Genomic DNA, 25,003 nt, shown 5'->3' on the forward strand with positions numbered 1-25,003 from the left:
TGGATACAATGTCAGATTTAAACCCGATTTTGTCGTCGTCGGCGCAAAGCATCGAAGCCTATCAGCAGGCCATCGAGCAGAGCACTCAGGCGGTTATGCAGTGGCTGAAACAGCCGGAAATGTACCAGGGTAAAACGGTCGCCGAGCTGCGCGAGCGCATCAACCTGGAGTTCAGCCCGGAAGGGCTGGGCAACGAGACCGCCATCGAGCGTGCCGTTGAATATTTCCTGAAAGACAGCCTGGCGGTGCATCATCCGCAGTGTGTGGCGCACCTCCACTGCCCGAGCCTGGTGGTAAGCCAGGCGGCGGAAGTGATGATCAACGCCACTAACCAGAGCATGGACTCCTGGGATCAGAGCCCGTCTGCGACCATTATCGAGATAAAACTGATCGAGTGGCTGCGTACCCGTCTGGGTTACCAGCCTGGCGACGCCGGCGTCTTCACCAGCGGCGGCACCCAGAGCAACATGATGGGTCTGATGCTGGCGCGCGATGCTTTCTTCGCGCGTCAGGGCCACTCCGTCCAGCAGGATGGTCTGGTGGGCGATCTGCGTAAGATCCGGGTGCTGTGCTCCGACAGCGCGCACTTCTCCGTGCAGAAGAACATGGCGCTGATGGGCCTCGGCTATCAGTCCGTTATTCAGGTAAAAACTGACGAATGTTCGCGTATGGATCTGACCGATCTGGCGGCGAAAATCGAGCAGTGTAATGCCAACGGCGAACAGATTCTGGCGATCGTTGCCACCGCAGGGACCACCGACGCGGGGGCTATCGATCCGCTGCGTGCCATTGCGGAGCTGGCGGCGAAGCAGAATATCTGGGTTCACGTGGATGCGGCCTGGGGCGGCGCGCTGCTGATGTCTGAGAAGTATCGCGATTACCTCGACGGTATCGAGCTGGTGGATTCCGTAACCCTGGACTTCCACAAGCAGTTCTTCCAGACCATCAGCTGCGGCGCGTTCCTGCTGAAAGAGGCGCGTCACTATGAGCTGATGCGCTATCAGGCGGCGTACCTGAACTCTGAGTTTGACGAAGAGGCTGGCGTACCGAACCTGGTATCCAAATCCCTGCAAACCACCCGTCGCTTTGACGCGCTGAAGCTGTGGATGAGCCTGGAAGCGCTGGGTCAGAAGAAATACGCCGAGATCATCGATCACGGTGTGACCATGGCGCAGCAGGTTGCCGCGTATGTTACCGAACAGCCACAGCTGGAGCTGGTGATGCCGCCGCAGCTGGCGAGCGTGCTGTTCCGCTTCCGTCCTGAACTGAATCTGGACGATGCGGGCATTGCGCTGCTCAACCAGAAAATTGGTGATGCGCTGCTGGAATCGGGGCGTGCCAACGTCGGTGTAACCGAGCATAACGGTATCACCTGCCTGAAGCTGACCCTGCTGAACCCAATCGTGACGCTGGAGGATGTCAAAGTCCTGCTGTCACTGGTGGAACGCACGGCGCACGAGCTGCTGGCGAAGTAAGTTGTTCAACCCGGCAGCGTTCGCTGCCGGGTCTTTATCCCCTCGTTATCCCGCTTTTTTCTTCGCGTTTTCGCTCTGCGCAGCGGAATAGCCATACGCATCGTAACCAAAAGCATAATAGCTGGCCGCCGACTTTACGACGTCGTTCAGGATTGCCCCTTTAATGTTGACCCCCATCTGCTGCAAGCGCCCCTGGCTGACCGCCATCTCCCGGACGCTGGTAACGTTGAACCGTGCTACCAGCAGCGTGGAGGCCGCAATCCGGCCCACCAGCGCGGCATCCGTGACCGCCAGAATAGGCGGAGTATCAACAATCACCATGTCGTACTGCTCGCTGGCCCAGGTCATAAACGCCCGAAAACGGTCATGCATCAGCAGCTCAGATGGGTTAGGTGGATATTGCCCGCAGGTCACTACATCAAACTGGCCGCTGGCGTAAGTCTGAACCGCCTCAGTGAAGGACGCTTTCCCTGACAGGATGTCCGACAGACCGGCGTCATTACGCAGACCAAAAATATTGTGCACGTAGCCTTTACGCATATCGGCATCGATAAACAGCACTCGCCGATCGACCTGGGTCACCAGCGCCGCGAGCGAGGTGCTGACCAGCGTTTTGCCACAGTCCTGTGAAGGACCACTGAACATCAGAATGTTATTTTCGGCATCCATCATGGCGAAATGCAGGCTGGTACGTAACCCGCGCACCGCTTCGACAAAATTATCCAGCGGCCTGTCTATCGGTAAAAAGGGCACGTCGCGAGTTTTGTGTCGTTTGCAGTAGTGGAAGAAATAGCGGTTCCCCACCCGGGTTTTAGCGTGCAGCCATTCCGAATGGGGCAAAGTGGCATAGACGCTAATCCCTTCTTTTTCCAGCTGTTCCGGAGCGTTGATGCCGTGCCGCAATGCCGATCTTGCCAGCACTCCGCCTGCCGAGACGCAGAAGCCAAACAGGGTCGTGATAATCACGATCAGCGCCTTGCGTGGTTTGATCGGCGCAGGCTGCGTCACCGCCGAATCGATAATGCGCACGTTGCCGATCGCGCTGGAGCGGGAGATGTTGAGCTCCTGCTGCCGGGTAAGAAGCTGAAGGTAAACCGCCCGGCCAGAATCGACGTCACGGCTGAGACGCAGGATCTCCTGCTGTGTGGACGGCATCGTCCCTATCCGTTTATTCAGCCGCTCCCGCTCGCTCTCTAACGTCTGGCGTTTTTCACGCAGCGCCCGATAGGTCGGGTGGTCTTTTTTAAAGTGCTGCGACACTTCTGCTTCGCGGAAGGTCAGCTCGTTCAGCTGGTTGTCGACATTGACGATCTGCTCCAGCACGGCTTTGGCCTCCAGCGATAAATCCACCGAATCGCGCTGTTTGCGATAGCTGTTCAGCCGTTCCTCTGCCTGCTCCAGTTCACCGCGCACCTGCGGCATCTGACGCTGGAGAAAGTCCAGGCTTTGTGAGTCCTGTGCAGCCTGTCGGGCAATGTTCTGATGCAGATAGCTCTCAGCAATATGGTTCAGCGTGCTGGCGATCCGGACGGGATCGGTACCCGTCAGGCTCAACGTCAGCATGCCACTCTCTTTACCCTGCGCCGTGACGCTAAACTGACGGCTCAGGGCATTGATGGCCTCAAGCTGCGTGCGCTGTTGCACCCGGAAACGTGTTCCGGGGGGAGCCGACATTTCACTGACCCGTATCGTCACCCCGGCACGTTGTACCAACGTGCCGACCGTCCCCTGTAGGCTCAACCCTGCTCCTTCCAGCAGATATTTTCCGTTGTCTTCGGCGGTGATCGTAAGCGACATCGCTTTGCCCTGCCCGGGAGGCAGCGTCAACCTGTCCAGCCTCAGGATAGCGGGTTGCTGGCCGGTCAGCCTGGCCCAGCCCTCCCCAATCAAGGGAAAACGGATCGGGGTTACCTCATCCCGCAAGCGCAACGCCTTCACGGTTTCACCGAGGATCATGCGGGATTTCAGTAGCGGAATTTCGGCGGACGAATCGGATGATAAGGTGGGCGAAAGTTGGTTTAACGATTTAAGCAGGCTGTTCTGCTGCTTATCTTCAATTTGCACCATCGCATCAGCGATATATAACGGTGAGGCAAATAACGCGTACAACACCCCACACAACGTAAAAAGTAGCGTACAGCTAAAAATACATACGCGATGATCGATTAACTCTCCCAGAAGACGCGCCAGATCCAGCTCATGATTATCCACTGAATAACCCTGTGCATTTACGCTTTTCGACGACATGTACATAATCCCTTAACTGTAAGTCGGTTGGCCCATTCCTGACTCGCTTCGCCAAGCAGGCGAAAAACATATTCAAACGCTTCCATGCTTTTACCGTACGGATCGGGAATGTCCTGCTCCCTTAGCCATTGCCCAAACAGTAAGGCTTTGCCGCGCATCTCCGGTGCAATGAGCGAGATCCGATTAATCTGTGCTGACTCCATGGCAAGGATGAGATCGTATTCCCGCATCATTGCCGCCGTCAGCGGGCGTGCAACGTGATCCGCCAGCGATACGCCATACATGGCTGCAATTTTCTGCGCATGGGCATCTGCCGGGCGTCCGGCGAGGCCGCAGATGCCCGCCGAGGCGATGGTAAAGGTGGGTAGCTTCTGCTGTAAAAGCCGCTCACCAATGGGTGAGCGGCAAATATTTCCTGTGCAAACGACCAGAATGGATTGAATCATTATTCGGGCCACGACTTAATAAAGCGCACGGTTTCCGTCAGATCGTGCACGCCGCTGATGGTCGGAACCAGCTGTGCCACCACCCGATTCCAGCGCGAGACTGGCGCCGTGGTCACGTAAACAATATCGTAGGGCTGGAGCAGAAATTCTGTGCCGAGCACCATGGCAGACGCGTCGCGGGCGTTCAGCTGCCAGATACGCGCAATTTTGCCGTCACGGCTTTTACCGGAGGTGGAGCGGATCACGAAGATGCCGGATGCATCAGCCATGTCCTGATTCAGACCGCCGGCGCTGGCTAACGCTTCTGCCAGCGTCATGCCGCTGCGATCCATCTTGAGGGTACTCTGTTTTATCACCTCGCCCATAACAAAGACTTTCAGGGCGTCGTTGCGCGGGATAAACAGAATGTCGCCCGGCCAGAGCAGCCTGTTTTGTGTCAGATCGCCGTGCTGCATCAGGGCATACAGCGAAATCCGCGTATCTTTGCCATCATGGGTCAGCACCACATTGCGCCAGTCTGCATCTGGCGAAAGACCACCCGCCGCGTTAATGGCATCCATAATGGTCAGCGGAATATTGGTAATCGGCTGTTGTCCCGATTTCACCACTTCGCCGGTTACATACGCTTTTTGCGACCGGAACGCCGCAATAGTGACATCGACCTGCGGGCTTTCAATCACCCTGTCCAGCCGGGCGGTGATCTCTTTGCGCACCTGGGCCAGAGTTTTACCTGCAACATGGAGTTTACCGACATAGGGATAGAAGAGCGTACCGTCCGCGCCCACCCAGTTACCGGTGTCGCTGGCGCTGCGGTACTGACCCGCTGGGGTGGTCAGTTCCGGGTGATCCCAGACGGTGATCATCAGCACGTCCCCGGGGCCAATCCGGTATTCCCAGCGCTTTAATTCTTCATCCAGATTCGGATTTGCCTGAGATTTCTCGCGTTCGCCCCGCAGCTGTTCAATGACGGACGGCGTTAACGGCCAGACATCCACTTTTTATCCAAATCAAGCGGATTGTCGGCAACAGCAACGTTATTTTTTCCAGAAGTATTTATATGTTGGCCGGGCGTAATTGTGCAACCTGCCAATAACAGGGCGACAAAAAACCCCGCTCCGGTGCGGAATGATATGGTCATTAATAAATAACACTCTATGAATTTTGTTAATAGCCCATTATTTTCTGGATAACTTCCAATAATAACCACAGGTACTCAATATTAAAAATACAGAGCAACATCAGAAAGTTATAATAAAAATAACCTGACAGAAGAAACGCACCAGCCGGGCTGAACATTGTCTGGTCACTTCTTTAAATTGGAGAAAAACAAAAACAGCATCAATGAATTAAGCCGTATCATAATCATTCCCGAAAAGAAATAACATAGTCCGGATACGACTATATTAGCAGTGGAGGTTTGTTTCGGATTTTATAAAAGAAACCATCGATAATATAACGTTTAAATAATATTATATTCATGGTAAAAATAATTAAAGCCGCCCCAACAGGTGAAGGGATGTGTTGATTTGTTACATTTTTTACGCACCCAGCCAGCCGGCAAAACATAAAATATGTCTATCTGTTGCTCGGTCACGAAACAGCAGACCAAGAGTGATGGCCATGGTTAATCTGGAGAAAAAATGACGAAAGGTAAAATTCTACTTCTGGGCGTACTGATGTCACTGGCGAGCGCGGCCTTTGCTGCACCACAAGCCGCAGCGGCACCCTCTGGCATCCAGGCCTATGAGGAACAGGAGTTTGTAGCCGATTTTACGAAATTCAAGATTGGTGATTTCGCGCCGGCGCAGTATCTGACACCTGAGTACACCATCAAGCAATTTAAACTGCGCAACCTGCCTGAACCGCAGGCTGGCACGCACTGGACCTATATGGGTGAGAACTACGTGCTGGTCGGCGACACCGACGGCAAGATCTACAAAGCGTATAACGGCGATATCTTCTACCACCGTTAATCGCTTATTGTGCCGGGTAGCGTTGCGCTTACCCGGCCTACCCTACCTTCAGGCCCGCGCAAGCGAAGCTCCGCCGGGCACGTGTTACACCGCGCGGAACGCGATGTCGGCCGGGATCACTTCCCCCTGCCAGTAAAGCTTTGCCGCGACGCGATCCGCCAGCTGGCGGTACATCTCAGCAAACTCACTTTCAGGACGGTTAACCACGGTCGGCTTCCCGCTGTCGAGATCTTCACGCAGCGTAATGTGCAGAGGCATCTGGCCCAGCAGCTGGGTGTGATATTGCGCCGCCAGCTTCTCCGCCCCGCCTGCGCCAAAGATCGCCTCGTGATGACCACAGTTGCTGCAGATGTGCATGCTCATGTTTTCGACCACGCCCAGCACCGGCACCTCAACCTTCTCGAACATCACGATGCCTTTTTTGGCGTCGATCAGCGCGATGTCCTGCGGCGTGGTGACCACTACCGCCCCGGTCACCGGGATGTTCTGCGCCAGCGTCAGCTGAATGTCACCGGTACCCGGCGGCATATCCAGCACCAGATAATCGAGATCCGGCCACATGGTCTCCTGCAACATCTGCATCAGCGCTTTGCTGGCCATCGGCCCGCGCCACACCATGGCGTTGTCATCGGTCACCAGATAACCAATCGAGTTGGTCGCCAGACCATAGGCCATGATCGGCGCCATATGGGTGCCATCCGGCGAGGTCGGACGCTGATTTTCCGCGCCCAGCATGTTCGGGATCGACGGACCGTAGATATCGGCATCCAGAATACCGACCTTCGCCCCTTCGGCGGCCAGTGCCAGCGCCAGGTTCACGGCGGTGGAGGATTTACCCACCCCACCCTTGCCGGAGCTGATGGCAATAATATTCTTCACGCCGTTAATGCCCGGGTGGTTCTTCACCCGCTTCAGGGTGGCGATGGCGTGGGACAATTTCCAGTCAATCGCCTTCGCCCCGGTGATGCGCAGCAACTCAGCGCTGGTTTCCTCTTTCAGCGTCTCGAACGCGTGGTTCCAGACGAACGGCATCTGCAGTTCGACATGCAGAGTGTCATCCAGCCACGCCACATGATGTAACGCTTTCAGCGTGGTGAGATTGTGCTTCAGGGTGGGGTGCTGAAAATTAGCCAGCGTCCCGGCGACCATTGCACGCAAGGCTTCCGGTGATTTGGCCTGGGATTGAGAACTCATCCCGACTCCTTTGTAGTTGTTCTGAAAAAGACATGTAACTACAAAGTTTACCCCAGAGACAGCAATTATTCATTTACGGATTAATGCCCTTATCACTTGGCGTAGTTATTACCTTTCGGGTAACATCAAAAACCCTTTTTACAGATAAAAGAAGTAATACCTACTATGACTCAAGTCGCGAAAAAAATTCTGGTGACGTGCGCTCTGCCGTACGCTAACGGCTCAATCCACCTCGGCCACATGCTGGAGCATATCCAGGCTGATGTCTGGGTCCGTTACCAGCGAATGCGCGGCCATCAGGTAAACTTCATCTGTGCAGACGATGCACACGGCACGCCAATCATGCTGAAAGCACAGCAGCTTGGTATCAGCCCGGAGCAGATGATTGCTGATATGAGTCAGGAGCATCAGACGGACTTTGCTGGCTTCGACATCAGCTACGACAACTATCACTCCACGCACAGCGACGAGAACCGCGAGCTGTCGGAGCTGATCTACACCCGTCTGAAAGAGAACGGTTTTATTAAAAACCGCACTATCTCTCAGCTCTACGATCCGGAAAAAGGCATGTTCCTGCCGGACCGTTTTGTGAAAGGCACCTGCCCGAAATGTAAATCTCCGGATCAGTATGGCGATAACTGCGAAGTGTGCGGCGCGACCTACAGCCCGACCGAGCTGATTGAGCCGAAGTCCGTGGTATCCGGCGCAACCCCTGTGATGCGTGACTCCGAGCACTTCTTCTTCGACCTGCCGTCGTTCAGCGAAATGCTGCAGGCGTGGACCCGCAGCGGTGCGCTGCAGGAGCAGGTGGCGAACAAGATGCAGGAGTGGTTTGAGTCCGGTCTGCAGCAGTGGGATATCTCCCGCGATGCGCCGTACTTCGGCTTTGAAATTCCGAACGCGCCGGGCAAATACTTTTACGTCTGGCTGGATGCGCCTATCGGTTACATGGGCTCCTTCAAGAACCTGTGCGACAAGCGCGGCGACACCACCAGCTTCGACGAATACTGGAAAAAAGATTCCGACGCCGAGCTGTATCACTTCATCGGCAAAGACATTGTCTACTTCCACAGCCTGTTCTGGCCTGCCATGCTGGAAGGCAGCGGCTTCCGCAAGCCAACCAACCTGTTCGTGCACGGCTATGTAACGGTGAACGGCGCGAAGATGTCCAAATCACGCGGCACCTTCATCAAGGCCAGCACCTGGCTGAACCACTTTGACGCCGACAGCCTGCGCTACTACTACGCGGCGAAGCTCTCTTCCCGCATTGACGACATCGACCTGAACCTGGAAGATTTCGTCCAGCGTGTCAACGCCGACATCGTTAACAAAGTGGTGAACCTGGCCTCCCGTAACGCGGGCTTTATCGCCAAACGTTTTGACGGGGTGATGGCGGCTGAACTGGCAGATCCAGCCCTGTACAAAACCTTCACCGACGCGGCTACCGTGATTGGCGAAGCCTGGGAAAGCCGCGAGTTCGGCAAAGCGGTACGTGAGATCATGGCCCTGGCCGATCTGGCTAACCGCTACGTTGACGAGCAGGCCCCGTGGGTTGTGGCGAAACAGGAAGGCCGCGATGCCGACCTGCAGGCAATCTGCTCCATGGGTATCAACCTGTTCCGCGTACTGATGTCTTATCTGAAGCCGGTTCTGCCGCAGCTGGCCGCGCGTACCGAAGCGTTCCTGAATACCGAACTGAGCTGGGACAGCATTAACCAACCGCTGCTCGGCCATAAGCTGAACGCCTTCAAGGCGCTGTACAACCGCATCGAGATGAAGCAGGTTGAAGCTCTGGTTGACGCCTCTAAAGAAGAAGTGAAGGCCGCAGCCGCGCCGGTAACTGGCCCGCTGGCGGACGATCCGATTCAGGAGACCATCAGCTTTGACGATTTCGCTAAAGTCGACCTGCGCGTGGCGCTGATCGAAAACGCTGAGTTTGTGGAAGGCTCTGACAAGCTGCTGCGCCTGACGCTGGATCTGGGCGGCGAGAAGCGTAACGTCTTCTCCGGCATCCGTTCAGCGTATCCGGACCCGCAGGTGCTGATTGGTCGTCAGACCGTGATGGTTGCCAACCTGGCCCCGCGTAAAATGCGCTTCGGCATCTCGGAAGGGATGGTGATGGCCGCAGGCCCTGGCGGGAAGGATATCTTCCTGTTAAGCCCTGACGAAGGCGCGAAGCCTGGTCAGCAGGTGAAATAAACGAAAAAGCCGGATTAAAATCCGGCTTTTTTTATGCCTTTTTGCCGGATGGCGGCTTCGCCTTACCCGGCCTACATAACCCGTTGGCCCGTGCAAGCGCAGCGCCGCCGGGCAAAAAAATCACGCTTTCGGGTGATGCACCCGATGGGTCAGCCCGCGCAGGAAGTTACGCAGGAACTGGTCCCCGCACTCGCGGTAATTTTTATGATCCGGCGCGCGCATCATGGCGGTGATTTCCGGCATCGAGACGCGGTATTTCTGCTCGGTCATAATGGCCAGAATATCATCGGTCTTCAGGGAAAAGGCGATACGCAGCTTTTTCAGCACCGTGTTGTTGTTCACCCGGCGCTCAAGCGCCAGTTCAGGCGCGGACTTATCTTTGCCGCGCTTGTCATAGATAAGACCGTTCAGGAAGCCTGACAGGATAATGTCCGGGCAGCGAACAAAACCGTCCTCATCCTCTTTGGTCATCCAGGTATCGAAACCTGCCGACGTGGATTCCATATTGGAAAGCGCAAGAATGCGCACCATGTCGTTATTGTTTGCTTTCAGGGTGTAGCGCAGGCTACGAAGAATGTCATTGCTAATCATGTGTGCCTTTAACTGTCGATGATGCTATGGCGCGCAGTGTAGCAGTTTTACAGCCCTATCGCCTCCTTCAAACTCTTCAGGTAGCGACGACTGACCGGCACCGTCTGCCCGGCCCGCAGCACCAGCTCGGCCTGACCGTTCTCTTCCAGGCGGATCTCTTTCAGGTGCGCCATGTTCACCAGATACTGGCGATGGCAGCGCAGCAGCGGCGTGCGGCTCTCCAGGGTGCGCAGCGTCAGCTCGGTAAAACCCTCTTTGCCTTCACCGCTGGTGACAAACACCCCGCTCATCCGGCTGCTGACAAAGGCCACGTCGTCCATCTGCAGCAGATAAATGCGGCTGTGGCCGGTACAGGGGATAAACTTCAGCGGCTGCTGGTGTTCCGCCAGCAGGGACACGTCCTGCACGTTGCGCTCCTGGCGCAGGCGATTCAGTGTCTTTTCCAGCCGCTGCTCTTCGATGGGTTTCAGCAGATAGTCAAACGCATGCTCTTCAAAGGCTTTGACCGCATATTCGTCAAAGGCGGTGAGAAACACGATGTAGGGGCGATGTTCCGGGTCGAGCATCCCTACCATCTCCAGGCCGCTGATGCGCGGCATCTGAATATCCAGAAACAGCACGTCGGGGCGCAGCTTGTGCACCGCCCCGATGGCTTCGATGGCGTTGGCGCACTCCCCCACAATCTCGATATCGCTCTGCTCCTGCAGCAAAAACCGCAGGTTTTCCCGCGCCAAAGGCTCATCATCGACAATCAGCACGTTCATCATGCGGGTTCCTCCAGAGGCAGTCTTAAGGTTATGCGGGTAAAGCTGTCGGGCTCGCAGGCCACGGTGATGCCGCAGTCCTCACCGAAATGGGCGCGCAGCCGTTTATCCACCAGCCCCATCCCCAGGCCGCCGCCCTCTTTTGCAGAGGTATAAAGCCCGGCGTTATCTTCAATATCCAGCACCAGATAGCGGTTGAAGCGGCTGGCGGTAATGGCAATTTCTCCTGTGCCCAGCAGCTGCGAGGTGCCGTGCTTGATCGCATTCTCTACGATCGGCTGCAGGGTAAAGGCCGGTAGCTGCTGCCAGGCCAGTTCGTCCGGTACCGAGAGCGTGACATGCAGGCGCGACTGGAACCGGGCCTGTTCAATTTGCAGATAGGCGTTCACATGCTCGATCTCATCGGCAAGGGTGACGATTTCCGACGGCCGTTTCAGGTTCTTGCGGAAAAAGGTCGAGAGAAACTGCACCAGCTGCGTCGCCTGCTCGCTGTCACGGCGGATCACCGCCTTCAGGGTGTTCAGCGCGTTAAACAGAAAATGCGGGTTGACCTGGGCGTGCAGGAGCTTGATCTCCGACTGGGTCAGCAGCGCCTTCTGCCGCTCGTACTGCCCGGCAAGGATCTGCGCGGAGAGCAGCTGGGCGATCCCCTCCCCCAGGGTACGGTTGATGGAGCTGAACAGGCGGTTTTTCGCTTCGTACAGTTTGATGGTGCCCATCACCCGCTGATTTTCACCGCGCAGCGGGATCACCAGCGTCGAACCCAGCTTACACTGCGGGTGCAGAGAGCAGCGGTACGGCACTTCGTTACCGTCGGCGTAGACGACCTCGCCAGTCTCAATGGCGCGAAGCGTATAGGTGGACGAAATGGGCCTGCCGGGAAGATGGTGATCGTCCCCGGTGCCGGTAAAGGCCAGCAGTTTTTCGCGATCGGTAATAGCGACGGCGCTGATATCCAGCTCCTGATGCAGCACCTGGGCCACCTTCATGCTGTTCTCTTCATTGAAGCCCTGGCGCAGGATCCCCTCCGTCGAGGCTGCGACCTTCAGCGCGGTGGCGGAAAAGGCGGAGGTGTACTTTTCAAACATGGCCCGCTTGTCGAGCAGAATGCGCATGAACAGCGCGGCACCCACGGTGTTGGTGACCATCATCGGCGCGGCAATGCTGCTGACCAGATGCAGGGCATCCTCGAACGGACGGGCGATCAGCAAAATGATCAGCATCTGCACCAGCTCGGCAACCAGGGTGACCATCCCCGCGGTGAGCGGGCTAAAGACTTTATCCGGGCGACCGCGCCGGACCATCACGCTGTGGATCAGACCGCCGAGCAGCCCTTCGACGATGGTCGAGATCATACAGCTCAGGGCCGTCATTCCACCCATCGAGTAGCGGTGCAGCCCCCCGGTCAGCCCCACCAACCCGCCGACCACCGGGCCGCCGAGCAGGCCGCCCATCACCGCGCCAATCGCACGGGTGTTGGCGATGGAGTCTTCAATATGCAGGCCCAAATAGGTGCCGAGAATGCAGAAGATGGAGAAGGTGACGTAGCAGAGCAGCTTGTGCGGCAGGCGAACGGTGACCTGCATCAGGGGGATGAACAGGCGTGTTTTACTCATCAGCCACGCGATGACCAGAAACACACACATCTGCTGAAGCAGCAGCAACACCAGATTAAATTCGTACATGCCCACAAACCACAACTGTAAAACCGCGTAACATACACCGAAGCGCGTTAACTTTCCTGGCAGCATAAGGATAAAAATGTGTTTTCGTGCCAGGCATCACACCTTTCGCCCAATGTAATCTGAAATTCACATTCACAGGGCAAAAAAAGAGGGATCCTTCCTGGTTCGGCATTCTGCGTCTACATTTAATCTGGGTATGTGCAAGCCGGGGGATAACATGGCGCTCTACACGATTGGGGAAGTGGCACTCCTGTGTGATATCAATCCTGTAACGTTACGCGCATGGCAACGACGTTACGGATTACTCAAACCACAGCGAACCGACGGCGGACACCGGCTGTTTACCGATGCGGATATCGACCGCATCCGTGAGATCAAGGGCTGGATCGATAACGGCGTTCAGGTCGGTAAGGTTAAAACGCTACTGAGCCCGGAGGGTCAGGAGGAGCAGGACATCTGGCGCGAACAGCAGGAGGTGCTGCTGCGTTACCTGCAGTCCGGCCATCTGCATCGCCTGCGCGTCTGGCTCAAGGAGCGCGGGAGCGAATACCCTGCGCAAACGTTAATTTCGCACCTGTTTATTCCGTTACGCCGACGTTTACAGTCGCAGCAGCCTACCCTGCAGGCGCTGCTAAGTGCACTCGATGGGGTGCTGATCAACTACATCTGCATCTGTCTGGCCTCCGCGCGAAAGAAGAACAGCAAGGATGCGCTGGTTGTTGGCTGGAACGTGCAGGATACCACCCGCCTTTGGCTGGAGGCGTGGATTGCCGCGCAGGATGGCTGGCGCGTCGACGTGCTGGCACACTCGCTGGTGCAGCTGCGCCCGGAGCTGTTTGATGGACAGACGCTGCTGGTCTGGTGCGGCGAGTCACCCACGGCGGCGCAGGAGCAGCAGCTCACCCAGTGGCAGGCGCATGGCTATCCCGTGTTCCCGCTAAAAGGCAATTAATGGTTCATTAACAGCCGTGCTTCACCGTATAATCGCTCTGTTAACATCAGGAGCACATTATGAAGGCAACCAAAGTCGCGGTTATCACCCTGTTCTTTCTCATGGCCGTTAGCGGTATTGGGGGCGTGATGCTGGCCGGATATTCGTTTATTGTCCGTGGCGGTGTCGGCTGAGTCTCCGCGCCAGCCGCTCAAACGCGCGATCCACCACAATCGCCGCCAGCGCCACCAGCAGCGCACCCTGGATAATATAGGCCGTATTAAAACCGCTTAAGCCGATGATGATCGGCGTCCCCAGCGTGTTGGCGCCTACCGTCGAGGCAATGGCCGCCGTCCCGATATTAATGATTACCGAGGTGCGGATCCCGGCCAGCATGACCGGCGCGGCGAGCGGCAGCTCAACGTTACGCAGCCGCTGCCAGCCGCTCATCCCCATCCCCTCTGCCACGCTGATGGCCGCTGCGGGCACTGACGCCAGCCCCGCCAGCGTCGCCTGCAAAATCGGCAACACTCCGTAGAGGATCAGCGCGATAATCGCGGGCTGTTGTCCAAACCCCATCACCGGCACCGCAATCGCCAGCACCGCCACCGGCGGAAAGGTCTGCCCGACCGCGGCGATTGTCTCCACCAGCGGGCGAAACTCGCGGCCAGCCGGACGCGTGACGGCAATCCCGGCCCCGGCACCCAGCACGATCGCTATCAGGCTCGATATTCCCACCAGCCAGAAATGGGACAGAGTCAGGCTAACGAAACTCTCCTGCTGATAGACCGGGCGCGGCAGTTCGGGAAACAGCGCGCTGAACAGCGGCGCGCTGTAGGGCATCACCAGCAGCAGCGCCACGAACAACAATACCAGCCACAGGAGCGGATCGCGTAATCGCCTCATGACGCCTCCCGGGCCAGCAGATCGCGAAACCAGAGCGTGCCGCAGGGCCTGTCCTGGTCGTCCACCACCGGCAGGCTTTCACAGCCGCTACTGACAAAGGCCGAGAGCGCATCCCGCAGGCTCATGGACGCCCGCAGCGGGGTTTCCTCGCCCGGTGCGATTTCCCGGCGCATCGATTCACCCACCGTGCGCAGCGACAGCAGGCGCACGCCCAGCTCGCTGCGGCCAAAAAACTCGCGCACGAACCCATTCCCGGGCTGGGTCAGCAGGGTCAGCGGTGTTCCCTGCTGCACCACCCTGCCGTGATCCATCAGCACCAGCTGGTCCGCCAGCCGCAGGGCCTCGTCGATATCGTGGGTGACCAGAATAATGGTGCGGCCCAGGATGCGGTGGATGCGAGTCATCTCCAGCTGCAACGCGCTGCGGGTCACCGGATCGAGGGCGCCAAAGGGTTCATCCATCAGCAGCACCTCCGGGTTAGCGGCCAGGGCGCGAGCCACCCCCACCCGCTGCTGCTGTCCGCCGGAGAGCTGATGCGGGTAGCGTTCGCGCAGCGCCGGCTCCAGCCCGAGTAGCGCCATCAGCTCATCCACCCGATCGTTGATTTTTTGCCGGGGCCATTTTTGCAGCTGCGGCACGGTGGCGATATTGCGCGCCACCGTCCAGTGCGGAAACAGTCCGATGGACTGAATGGCATAGCCCATCCGCCGACGCAGCTCCAGCACCGGCAGGCTGCGGATCTCCTGCCCGGCAAAGCGGATCAGGCCGCTGTCGTGCTCCACCAGCCGGTTGATCATCTTCAGGGTGGTCGATTTGCCCGACCCCGAGGTGCCTATCAGCACCGAAAAAGCCCCCTCGGCAAAGGTCAGGTTCAGATCGCTGACCGCGGGCTCCCCGGCAAAGGTTTTGTTTACATCATGAAATTCAATCATCGGTTCTCCTTCGCAGCAGGGCGATCCACAGGGCAAAGAGCGCATCCACCACCACTGCCAGCACGATGGTCGGGATCACGCCCAGCAGCACCAGATCCAGCGCGCTGCTCAGCAGCCCCTGGAACACCAGCGCGCCAAAGCCCCCGGCACCGATTAATGCCGCGATGACCGCCATCCCTACCGTCTGTACCGCCACCACCCGCAGGCCGCGCAGCAGTACCGGTAGCGCCAGCGGGAGCTGGATCTGCCAGAAGCGCTGCCGGGCATTCATCCCCATCGCATCGGCGCTCTCCAGCACCTCGGTGGGAACCTGGCTCAGCCCTGCCACTACCCCGCGCGCCAGCGGCAGCAAGGCATAGAGCACCAGCGCGATCAGCGCCGGAGTCATGCCGGTCCCGGCAATCCCCAGCGACGACAGCCATGGCCAGGCACGGGTCAGCCCGGCGAGCGGGGCAATCAGCAGGCCGAACAGCGCCACGGAGGGCACGGTCTGAATGACGTTCAATACCGCAAACACCGCCCCCTGCGTCGGCGGGCGACGATAACAGAGGATCCCCAGCGGCACGCCGATCAGCAGCGCCGGAACCAGGGTACCTATCAGCAGGGTCAGATGTTGCGCGAGGGCCGCGTTAAAGACATCCTGGCGGTTGGCATACTCTTTCAACAGGGAGAGGCTGTTGAGCTCGCCGCTGAATAACAGCAGCAGCGGCAGGATCCAGATTTGCACCTGTAGCAGCCAGCGCCAGAGCGGCTGCGGGCTGAGACGACGGATGGCATCGCTGCAGGCCAGCAGGCAGAGCGCCAGCCACAACCACAGGCCGCTGCCCACCGCAGTGCGCGCCAGCGGACTTTCGCTGCTGGCGAGGTGGGATGCCGCCAGCCCGGCGCTCCAGACCAGCGCGGCGAACAGCAGTTCGCACGCCACCAGCGTCGCCGCCAGCGCCCAGCGTCCGCGGGCAACGGTTAACCCAATCAGCAGGCACAGCGGTAACAGCAGCAGCGCAGGAGAAAACGACCACACCTGCCAGAGGGCGCGCCCCTCCCCGGACACCAGCCGGTTAGGGGCGAAATTGACGAAAGGTAACGCGCCCGCTGCCAGGGCAATCATCGTCAGCAGCAGCAGGACGCGGTTATGGCATCTTATCGGCACAGCGCTATCCCGGGGCTACTTCACCAGCCCCTTTTGCTTCAGGTAATCTGCCGCCACTTTTTTGGCATCCAGCCCCTCCACTGCAATGCTGGCATTCAGCTGTTGCAGGGTTTTCTCATCCAGACTTGCAAATACCGGCTTCAGCCACGCGTCCAGCTCCGGGTAAGCCTTCAGCACCGCTTCGCGCACGACCGGCGTCGGCGCATAGATCGGCTGAACGCCTTTTGGATCGGTGAGGGTTTGCAGACCCAGCGCCGCTACCGGGCCGTCGGTGCCATAGGCCATCGCGGCATTCACGCCCGAAGTTTGCTGGGCTGCTGCTTTGATGGTGACCGCGGTATCGCCGCCGGCCAGCGACAGCAGCTGGCTTTGGTCAAGCTTGAAGTCGTAGGCTTTTTCAAAGGCCGGAAGCGCGTCCGGGCGCTCAATAAACTCCGCCGAGGCGGCCAGTTTGAAATCGCCCTTCTCTTTCAGGTAGCGGCTGAGATCGTCGAGGGAAGTGAGTTTACCTTTCTCCGCCACGTCCTTGCGTACCGCGATGGTCCAGGTGTTGTTGGCCGGCGCCGGGGTAAGCCATATCAGCTTGTTCTGCTCGGCGTCGAGCTTTTTGACTTTCTCATATCCGTTCTTTGCATTTTTCCACGCCGGGTCATTTTCATCTTTAAAGAAGAAGGCCCCGTTGCCGGTGTATTCCGGGTAGATATCCAGCTCGCCGGAGGTGATAGCCCCGCGGACCACCGGGGTGGTGCCCAGCTGCACTTTATTAACGGTTTTTACGCCGTGACTCTCCAGCACCTGCAAAATGATGTTGCCGAGCAGCGCGCCTTCCGTATCAATTTTTGACCCGACCTTTACCGGCTCTGCTGCCTGCAAAGGCAGGCTCAACGCCGCCAGCAGCGCCGTTGAGCCAACAATCCCCTTTAAGATAGTCATCCCACTTTCCTCATTATTTTGCCGCCGTTTTCAGTGGCTTGAGAGAAAAGCGTAGTCGATAAGCGGGGTTTTAGCGCGGTGCGAGGCGTATTAGCGTATTGCCGGGTGGAGATGTACCTTTGGGGGCTGACAAAAAAAGCGGTAACCCGGAGGTTACCGCTGTGCTTTTACCTTACTGCCGGACGTTATTTACAGCAGCTCGAACTCGCCCTTGTTCACCCGGGCAGAGTCGACGCCGATAAAGACGTTGAACTTGCCTGGCTCGGCGGCGTATTTCATCTGCTGATTCCAGAACTTGAGCGCATCCACGTCAATCGGGAAGCTGACGGTTTTGGTTTCGCCGGGTTTCAGGTGCACCTTCTCGAAGCCACGCAGCTGTTTCACCGGACGGCTCATGGAGGCGGTGACATCCTGAACGTACATCTGGATCACCGTATCCCCTTCGCGTTTGCCGCTGTTGGTCACTTCGACGCTGGCGGTGACGTTACCGTCCGCTTTCATCGTCGGAGCCGACATTTTCACGTCGGAAACGGTGAAGGTGGTGTAGCTCAGGCCATAGCCAAACGGATAGAGCGGGCCATTCGCTTCGTCGAAATAGCGCGAGGTGTATTTGTTCGGTTTATCCGCATTGTACGGACGGCCAGTGTTGAGGTGGCTGTAGTACACCGGGATCTGCCCGACAGAGCGCGGGAAGGACATCGGCAGTTTGCCCGACGGGTTGTAATCGCCAAACAGCACGTCGGCAATGGCGTTACCGCCTTCGGTACCGGCGAACCAGGTCTCCAGAATCGCGTCAGCCTGCTGGTTCTCGTCAACCAGCGCCAGCGGGCGACCGTTCATCAGCACCAGCACCAGCGGTTTCCCGGTGGCTTTCAGTGCGGCAATCAGCGCCTTCTGGCTCTGCGGCAGGGTAATATCGGTGCGGCTGGAGGCCTCATGGGCCATGCCCTGGGCTTCACCCACTACGGCCACTACCACGTCGGACTGCTTCGCGGCGTTAACTGCCTCGTCGATCATCTCCTGCGCCGGGCGCGGATCGACCTTCACCGCCTCTTCATACTGGTTGAGGAAGGTGACGATGTCGTTGTCGCTGGTGACGTTAGCGCCTTTGGCGTAAATCACTTTGCCCTTGTCGCCCAGCGCGTCTTTAATGCCGGTCAACACGGTCACGGACTGATCGGCCACGCCGGCCGCTGACCAGCTGCCCATCACGTCGCGCTTGCTGTCAGCCAGCGGCCCAACCACTGCCACGGTACCGGATTTTGCCAGCGGCAGCCTGTCCAGACGGTTTTTCAACAGCACCAGACTTTCGCGCGCCACGTCGCGGGCTTCTTTACGATGTAAACGGCTTTCGGCGTTGGTGTCTGCCGGGTCGGACTCTTTTGGCCCCAGGTGGCTGTACGGATCGTTAAACAGCCCCATGTCATACTTCACGTTCAGCACGTGGCGCGTGGCGTCGTCCAGCTCGGCCATAGTGACCTTACCGCTCTTCACCAGACCCGGCAGGTACTTGCTGTAGTACTCGTCGCTCATGCTCATGTTGATGCCGGACTTCAGCGCCACCCGCACCGCGTCTTCCGGGTCAGAGGCCGTGCCGTGCTTGATCAGCTCTTTAATCGCCCCGTGGTCGGAAACGGTGATGCCCTTAAAGCCCCACTGGTCGCGCAGCACGTCTTTCAGCAGCCAGGAATCCGAGGTCGCAGGCGTGCCGTTCAGGGAGTTCAGGGCCACCATCACCGCGCCGCTCCCGGCATCAAGACCGGCTTTGTACGGCGGCATGTAGTCGTTAAACAGGCGCTGCGGGCTCATGTCGACGGTGTTGTACTCCTTCCCGCCCTCCACTGCGCCATAGGCGGCGAAGTGCTTAACGCTGGTCATCACCGAGTAGCGATCGGCCGGGCTTTTGCCCTGCATCGCTTCAACCATGGTTTTACCCATGGTCGAGGTCAGGTAAGTATCTTCCCCGAAGCCTTCCGAGGCGCGGCCCCAGCGCGGATCGCGGGAGACGTCTACCATTGGCGCCCAGGTCATGTTCAGACCGTCGTCCGCCGCTTCATAGGCTGACACGCGGCCGACGGTTTTCACCGCCTCGAGGTTAAAGGAGGAGGCCAGGCCAAGGCTAATCGGGAAGACGGTACGCTGGCCGTGGACCACGTCATAGGCGAAGAATAACGGGATTTTCAGGTGGCTGAGTTCCATCACCTGATCCTGCATTTTGCGGATGTCCTGACGGGTGACGGTGTTGAAGATCGCCCCCACCTGCCCGTTTTTAATCATCTCGCGAATGGCTTCTTTCGGATTATCCGGCCCGACGCTGATCAGACGCAGCTGGCCGATTTTCTCATCGACCGACATCTTCGTAAGCAGATCGGTGACAAAGGCGTCGCGGGCTTCCGGCGTCAGCGGATGATTGCCAAACAGGTCGTCAGCCAGCGCGGGTTGCAGCGCCAGACTCACAGCTACACCTACAGAACAAAGCCATTTCATCTCGTTTACTCTCTCATCAATAACCGCCGGATAGTCGCGGCCAGACCGTACGAAAAGCGCAGTGTGCCATAAACCCTGTGAACCTTGCAGGGTTTATTCTCTGATTTTTCTGGTGAATACTGGTTCGCTTAAACATTAATCGCGCTATGATTTTGGACGACGTATTCGACTGACCACAAGGGGTGGATGATGTCTTTTGAACAACCGCACAATAACACCGACTTTATTAATGACCTGACGCGACTGGTGGGGCCTGCGCACCTGCTGACCGACGCCGCGAAAACCGCCCGCTACCGCAAGGGCTTTCGCTCCGGACAAGGAGACGCGCTGGCGGTGGTGTTCCCGGGCACCCTGCTGGAGCTGTGGCGGGTGCTCAGCGCCTGCGTGGCGGCGGACAAAATTATTCTGATGCAGGCGGCGAATACCGGCCTGACCGAAGGCTCCACGCCGAACGGCAACGATTACGACCGCGACATTGTGATTATCAGCACCCTGCGCCTCGACAAGCTGCATCTGCTGGACAAGGGCGAGCAGGTGCTGGCCTACCCGGGCACCACGCTCTACTCCCTGGAAAAGGCGCTGAAGCCGCTGGGCCGGGAGCCGCATTCGGTGATTGGTTCATCCTGTATTGGCGCCTCGGTGATCGGCGGGATCTGCAACAACTCCGGCGGCTCGCTGGTACAGCGCGGCCCGGCCTACACTGAAATGTCGCTGTTCGCCCGCATTGATGAGCAGGGCAAGCTGACTTTAGTGAACCATCTGGGTATCGATCTGGGCGTCACGCCGGAGCAGATCCTCAGCAAGCTGGATGACGATCGCGTCAAGGACAGCGATGTGCTGCACGACGGACGCCACGCCCACGACCATGACTACATTACCCGCGTGCGTGAGATCGACGCCGACACCCCGGCGCGCTATAACGCCGACCCGGATCGCCTGTTTGAATCGTCCGGCTGCGCGGGCAAGCTGGCGGTTTTCGCCGTGCGCCTCGACACCTTCCCGGCCGAGAAACGCCAGCAGGTGTTCTACATCGGCACCAACCAGCCTGAAGTGCTGACCACCATCCGTCGCCACATTCTCGGGGAGTTCACCCACCTGCCGGTCGCGGGTGAGTATATGCACCGGGATATTTACGACATTGCCGAACGCTACGGCAAAGATACCTTCCTGATGATCGACAAGCTCGGCACCGACAAGATGCCTTTCTTCTTCACCATGAAGGGACGCACCGATGCGATGCTGGAGAAGGTGTCGCTGTTTAAGCCGCACTTTACCGACCGCTTTATGCAAAAGCTGGGCAACGCCTTCCCGGCGCACCTGCCGCCGCGGATGAAAAGCTGGCGGGATAAGTACGAGCATCACCTGCTGTTGAAGATGGCGGGCGACGGTATTGCCGAAGCGCAGAGCTGGCTGAGCGAATTCTTTAAAACCGCCGAGGGCGATTTCTTCGCCTGTACGCCTGAAGAGGGCAGCAAGGCCTTTTTACACCGCTTTGCCGCTGCCGGGGCCGCGATCCGCTATCAGGCGGTGCACGCCGACGAGGTGGAGGACATTCTGGCCCTGGACATCGCCCTGCGCCGCAACGACACCGACTGGTTCGAGAAGCTGCCGCCGGAGATCGACAGCCAGCTGGTGCATAAGCTCTATTACGGCCACTTTATGTGTTACGTCTTCCATCAGGATTACATCGTCAAAAAAGGGGTCGATGCCCACGCCCTGAAGGCGCAGATGCTGACGCTGCTACAGGCGCGCGGCGCGCAATATCCGGCGGAACATAATGTCGGTCACATTTACGAAGCCCCGCCCGCATTAAAGCAGTTTTATCGCGCCAACGACCCGACAAACAGCATGAACCCGGGCATTGGCAAAACAACCAAGCATAAAAACTGGGAAGGGGAACCTGAAACAGTGAGTAATGACCTGCAAGCTACTGATCAAACCAGTTAGCCAGATTGGGCCCGCTGTTAAGCCCATACAAATCGTACTAGAGTAGCCACGGGTCGCCAGAGAAACTTTTTCTCTGGCTTTTTTTGATGAGGAGCGGACATATTATGTCGGCTGTTGAAACTTTCTCTGAAACTGACGTACAGGTTCGCGATGCTGAGGCGGAGGACGCGCATGCCATTGCTGGCATTTACGCCTGGCACGTCCTTCACGGTCGCGCATCCTTTGAAGAGGTTCCCCCTACCGTAGACGAAATGCGCCAGCGTATGAACGCGGTGACCAGCCAGGGTTTGCCGTGGCTGGTGGCGCTCTATCGGGGGATTGTGGTGGGCTACTGTTATGCCACCCACTATCGCCCCCGCCCCGGGTACCGTTACACCATTGAGGAGTCGATTTACGTCGAGGCCAGCACGCCCGGGCGCGGCTTTGGCAGCGCGCTGCTGAGCGCCCTGATTGCCCGCAGTGAAGAGGGGCCGTGGCGGCAGATGATCGCTATCGTCGGGGACGGGCCCAACAATGCCGGTTCCTTACGCCTGCATAAAAAGCACGGATTCGAAGTGGCGGGACAGCTAAGAAGCGTGGGATACAAGAAAGGTGACTGGCGCGATACGCTGATTTTGCAGCGCCCCCTCAACGACGGTGACTGGACGCTGCCGGAGTAACATGTGGTATGTGCCGGGTGGCGCTGCGCTTACCCGGCCAACACAACCCGTAGGCCCGTGCAAGCAAAGCGCCGCCGGGCGATTACAAACGACTCAATCGTTTTGCGCGGTCGCCATCTGGGCGGCCTTCTGCTTTTTATAGCTCAGGGCCGCGGCCGGTACCGGCTGCACCTTCCCGGTTTCAATCCAGGTACGCAGACGGCTGGCATCGGCAAAGTGGGTATATTTGCCAAAGGCATCCATCACCACCAGCGCCACCGGCTTGCCATTAAAGACCGTACGCATCACCAGACAGTGGCCCGCGGCATTGGTAAAGCCGGTTTTGGTCAGCTGGATATTCCAGTTGTCGCGGTAGACCAGATGGTTGGTATTACGAAACGGCAGGGTATACGCCGGGTTCGAGAAGGTTGCCATCTCTTCGCGGGTGGTGCTGAGCTGACCGAGCAGCGGATACTGTTTGGTAGCGATCAGCAGTCTCGTCAGATCCTGCGCCGTCGAGACGTTATGAATCGACAGGCCGGTTGGCTCCACAAAGTGCGTCTGCACCATCCCCAGCGCCTTCGCCTTCGCATTCATCGCCCGGATAAACGCGTCATAGCCGCCCGGATAGTGGTGCGCGAGGCTTGCCGCGGCGCGGTTTTCCGAAGACATCAGCGCCAGCAGCAGCATATTTTTGCGGCTGATTTCACTGTTCAGACGCACGCGGGAGTAGATCCCTTTCATCTCCGGCGTATGGCTGATATCGACGCGCAGTTTTTCATCCAGCGGCAGTCGGGCATCCAGCACCACCATCGCGGTCATTAATTTGGTAATCGAAGCGATCGGGCGCACCAGATTCGGGTGGCTGGAATAGATCACTTTGTTGGTATTCAGATCGACGATCATAGCGCTACCGGAGGCAATCTCCGGCTGTGCCGCCGTAGCCACAGCGGCAGGTTTGGCGATCGCCGGGGTCGCCACTGGCACAGCCAGCAACAGCGCAAGACTCAGTAAAGAAACGCGGAATTTCAGCATGGTGAGATTTCTGATAATTATTCATGCACGTAATAACGTACACCGCCCGGGTCATGGCGCGAACGCGGGCTGGCTAAGGCATCATAGCCGTCCGGATGCCTTGCTACCAGTAGTTAATCGTGAACAGATGCTGCATTGCTGGCAATTACGCCAGCAATGCAGTGACGTCAGAAGAGACGGTATCCATAACCCCAAAGAATAACCGTCAGCGCCAGCAGCACTTCCAGCAACAGCACGCCGATGGCGAGCGTCGAGCCGGAGAAGCTTCGGCCCTCTTCTTTGTTGATACTCAGGAAGGTAGGAATACCGATATAGAGCAGATAGCCGGTATAAAAGAGTGCCAGCGTCCCCACCAGCGCGCACAGCCAGACTATCGGATAAAGCGCCACAATCCCGCTCAGAAACAGCGGCGTCGCCACGTAACCGGCGAACACCATGCAGTGCGTCAGCGAAGGCCGCTGCGGATACCGGCGCGCCATCCAGTAAATCACCCGGCCCATCACCGCCACACCTGCCAGCATCAGGGCATAAAACACGACCGCCAGCGCCAGGCCGGTCATCCACGAGAGTTTTACGATGTTGCCGTCGTCAAAATCCCAGCCAATTTGCGTGGTACCAATAAACGCGCAAATCACCGGCACGGCGGCCATCAGCAACACGTGGTGGGTATAGTGATGACTGACCGTTTCGTTTTCGCCTCTGATCACATGCATTTCACGATCGGGATGGGAAAAGAGTCCCCAGACATGGTTCATAACGCCCCCTTGTTGTCGGCCCGCTAGCGATAACTCAAGTATAATGCAGGCCTGAGATTATTTTTTGTACAGCGCAAGAAATGGCGGTTGACGGTTCGTTGAATGTCGGAGTGTATGATTATGCAGAGTTTCTCAGGGAGGCTACGCTTACCCCATGGATATCAATACTCTCATTGCACAGTATGGCTATGCCGCGTTGGTCATTGGCAGCATAGCGGAAGGCGAAACCATCACCCTGCTGGGTGGCGTGGCGGCGCATCAGGGATTATTACGTTTTCCGCTGGTGGTGGCCGCCGTGGCGCTGGGCGGGATGATCGGTGACCAGCTGCTCTACCTGGTTGGGGTGCGGTTTGGTCCGACGATCCTGCGCCGTTTTTCCCGCCATCAGAAGAAAATCGACCGCGCCCAACAGCTGATCCAGCGTCATCCTTACCTGTTTGTCATTGGCACCCGCTTTATGTACGGTTTCCGTATCATTGGCCCGCTGCTGATCGGCGCCAGTCGCCTGCCGCCGAAAATTTTCCTGCCGCTGAACATTGTTGGCGCTATCGCCTGGGCGTTGATCTTCACCACCTTAGGCTACGTCGGTGGTGAAGTGCTGGAGCCGTGGCTGCATTCGCTCAACCAGCACCTGCGCCACTGGATCTGGCTGATCCTGGTGCTGGTGCTGGTCGTCGCGATACGCTGGTGGCTCAGACGCCGGGATCGCAGCTAA

Annotated in this window: 21 protein-coding genes and 1 pseudogene; 8 read left to right on the plus strand and 14 right to left on the minus strand. The window is 58.0% G+C overall.

The window, feature by feature from the left end:
- Positions 1-8: 8 nt before the first annotated feature.
- The gene (locus ES815_RS02315) at positions 9-1,475 is read left to right on the plus strand and encodes a pyridoxal phosphate-dependent decarboxylase family protein (protein ID WP_142486437.1); all 1,467 of its coding nucleotides are present in this window, start codon (positions 9-11) and stop codon (positions 1,473-1,475) included.
- Positions 1,476-1,520: 45 nt separating this feature from the next.
- Here the strand turns inward: ES815_RS02315 and ES815_RS02320 are convergent, their stop codons facing one another.
- The 3 genes and pseudogenes from ES815_RS02320 to ES815_RS02330 form a co-directional block, all read right to left on the minus strand.
- Entirely contained in the window at positions 1,521-3,722 is a 2,202-nt protein-coding gene (locus ES815_RS02320; RefSeq protein ID WP_142486438.1) for a polysaccharide biosynthesis tyrosine autokinase, read from the minus strand.
- Complete coding sequence (locus tag ES815_RS02325) at positions 3,704-4,168, minus strand: protein tyrosine phosphatase (RefSeq protein WP_285130262.1); 465 nt, start codon at positions 4,166-4,168, stop codon at positions 3,704-3,706. The genes ES815_RS02320 and ES815_RS02325 overlap by 19 nt, the downstream gene beginning before the upstream one ends.
- Positions 4,168-5,306: pseudogene (locus tag ES815_RS02330) on the minus strand (polysaccharide export protein). The gene ES815_RS02325 and the pseudogene ES815_RS02330 overlap by 1 nt, the downstream one beginning before the upstream one ends.
- A gap of 502 nt (positions 5,307-5,808) precedes the next feature.
- On the opposite strand from ES815_RS02330, the gene ES815_RS02335 reads away from it, so the two are divergent.
- Entirely contained in the window at positions 5,809-6,141 is a 333-nt protein-coding gene (locus tag ES815_RS02335; RefSeq protein ID WP_142486441.1) for an RcnB family protein, read from the plus strand.
- Positions 6,142-6,225: 84 nt separating this feature from the next.
- On the opposite strand, the gene apbC is transcribed toward ES815_RS02335, so the two are convergent.
- On the minus strand, positions 6,226-7,335 hold the full coding sequence (gene apbC / locus ES815_RS02340; protein ID WP_142486443.1) for an iron-sulfur cluster carrier protein ApbC: 1,110 nt from the start codon (positions 7,333-7,335) through the stop codon (positions 6,226-6,228).
- 165 nt (positions 7,336-7,500) lie between these two features.
- Here apbC and metG point away from each other — a divergent pair, with 165 nt between their 5' ends.
- A complete protein-coding gene (gene metG / locus ES815_RS02345) occupies positions 7,501-9,534 on the plus strand; it encodes a methionine--tRNA ligase (RefSeq protein ID WP_142486444.1) in 2,034 nt (677 codons plus the stop codon).
- Between the two features lie 120 nt (positions 9,535-9,654).
- Here the strand turns inward: metG and ES815_RS02350 are convergent, their stop codons facing one another.
- From ES815_RS02350 to ES815_RS02360, 3 genes are read right to left on the minus strand one after another with little or no spacing between them, the layout of a single operon-like run.
- Entirely contained in the window at positions 9,655-10,125 is a 471-nt protein-coding gene (locus tag ES815_RS02350; RefSeq protein ID WP_142486446.1) for a DUF1456 family protein, read from the minus strand.
- Between the two features lie 47 nt (positions 10,126-10,172).
- Positions 10,173-10,892 (minus strand): two-component system response regulator BtsR, encoded by a 720-nt coding sequence (btsR, locus tag ES815_RS02355; protein WP_106995315.1) that lies wholly within the window; start codon positions 10,890-10,892, stop codon positions 10,173-10,175.
- Positions 10,889-12,574: a sensor histidine kinase gene (locus ES815_RS02360; RefSeq protein WP_142486448.1), complete on the minus strand. Its 1,686-nt coding sequence runs from the start codon at positions 12,572-12,574 to the stop codon at positions 10,889-10,891. Before ES815_RS02360 ends, btsR begins: the two co-directional genes overlap by 4 nt.
- Positions 12,575-12,791: 217 nt before the next feature.
- Between ES815_RS02360 and mlrA the strand changes: the two genes are divergently transcribed.
- Both mlrA and ES815_RS02370 read left to right on the plus strand, forming a co-directional pair.
- The gene (gene mlrA / locus ES815_RS02365; protein ID WP_142486450.1) at positions 12,792-13,526 is read left to right on the plus strand and encodes an HTH-type transcriptional regulator MlrA; all 735 of its coding nucleotides are present in this window, start codon (positions 12,792-12,794) and stop codon (positions 13,524-13,526) included.
- A gap of 59 nt (positions 13,527-13,585) precedes the next feature.
- Complete coding sequence (locus tag ES815_RS02370; RefSeq protein WP_072036698.1) at positions 13,586-13,699, plus strand: protein YohO; 114 nt, start codon at positions 13,586-13,588, stop codon at positions 13,697-13,699.
- Here ES815_RS02370 and ES815_RS02375 read toward each other — a convergent pair.
- From ES815_RS02375 to bglX, 5 genes are all read right to left on the minus strand, one after another.
- Complete coding sequence (locus tag ES815_RS02375) at positions 13,674-14,411, minus strand: ABC transporter permease (protein WP_142486451.1); 738 nt, start codon at positions 14,409-14,411, stop codon at positions 13,674-13,676. The genes ES815_RS02370 and ES815_RS02375 overlap by 26 nt on opposite strands.
- A complete protein-coding gene (locus ES815_RS02380; RefSeq protein WP_142486453.1) occupies positions 14,408-15,343 on the minus strand; it encodes an ABC transporter ATP-binding protein in 936 nt (311 codons plus the stop codon). The genes ES815_RS02375 and ES815_RS02380 overlap by 4 nt, the downstream gene beginning before the upstream one ends.
- Positions 15,336-16,493 carry an ABC transporter permease gene (locus tag ES815_RS02385; protein WP_312845892.1) on the minus strand — a complete coding sequence of 386 codons (1,158 nt, stop codon included), beginning with the start codon at positions 16,491-16,493 and terminating at the stop codon, positions 15,336-15,338. Before ES815_RS02385 ends, ES815_RS02380 begins: the two co-directional genes overlap by 8 nt.
- A 15-nt stretch (positions 16,494-16,508) precedes the next feature.
- Entirely contained in the window at positions 16,509-17,426 is a 918-nt protein-coding gene (locus ES815_RS02390; protein ID WP_142486455.1) for an ABC transporter substrate-binding protein, read from the minus strand.
- Between the two features lie 189 nt (positions 17,427-17,615).
- Entirely contained in the window at positions 17,616-19,913 is a 2,298-nt protein-coding gene (gene bglX / locus ES815_RS02395) for a beta-glucosidase BglX (protein WP_142486457.1), read from the minus strand.
- Between the two features lie 189 nt (positions 19,914-20,102).
- On the opposite strand from bglX, the gene dld reads away from it, so the two are divergent.
- Both dld and ES815_RS02405 read left to right on the plus strand, forming a co-directional pair.
- Complete coding sequence (gene dld, locus ES815_RS02400) at positions 20,103-21,860, plus strand: D-lactate dehydrogenase (protein ID WP_142486459.1); 1,758 nt, start codon at positions 20,103-20,105, stop codon at positions 21,858-21,860.
- A 104-nt stretch (positions 21,861-21,964) separates the two neighbouring features.
- The gene (locus ES815_RS02405) at positions 21,965-22,519 is read left to right on the plus strand and encodes a GNAT family N-acetyltransferase (protein WP_142486462.1); all 555 of its coding nucleotides are present in this window, start codon (positions 21,965-21,967) and stop codon (positions 22,517-22,519) included.
- A gap of 93 nt (positions 22,520-22,612) precedes the next feature.
- On the opposite strand, the gene pbpG is transcribed toward ES815_RS02405, so the two are convergent.
- Both pbpG and ES815_RS02415 read right to left on the minus strand, forming a co-directional pair.
- Positions 22,613-23,533 carry a D-alanyl-D-alanine endopeptidase gene (gene pbpG / locus ES815_RS02410; RefSeq protein ID WP_142486463.1) on the minus strand — a complete coding sequence of 307 codons (921 nt, stop codon included), beginning with the start codon at positions 23,531-23,533 and terminating at the stop codon, positions 22,613-22,615.
- Positions 23,534-23,700: 167 nt separating this feature from the next.
- The gene (locus ES815_RS02415) at positions 23,701-24,288 is read right to left on the minus strand and encodes a Yip1 family protein (RefSeq protein ID WP_142486465.1); all 588 of its coding nucleotides are present in this window, start codon (positions 24,286-24,288) and stop codon (positions 23,701-23,703) included.
- 154 nt (positions 24,289-24,442) lie between these two features.
- Here ES815_RS02415 and ES815_RS02420 point away from each other — a divergent pair, with 154 nt between their 5' ends.
- Positions 24,443-25,003, plus strand: a complete 561-nt coding sequence (locus ES815_RS02420; protein ID WP_142486466.1) for a DedA family protein — start codon at positions 24,443-24,445, stop codon at positions 25,001-25,003.

The organism is Leclercia adecarboxylata (assembly GCF_006874705.1).
In the GTDB taxonomy this organism is placed as follows: Bacteria; Pseudomonadota; Gammaproteobacteria; order Enterobacterales; family Enterobacteriaceae; genus Enterobacter; species Enterobacter adecarboxylatus_C.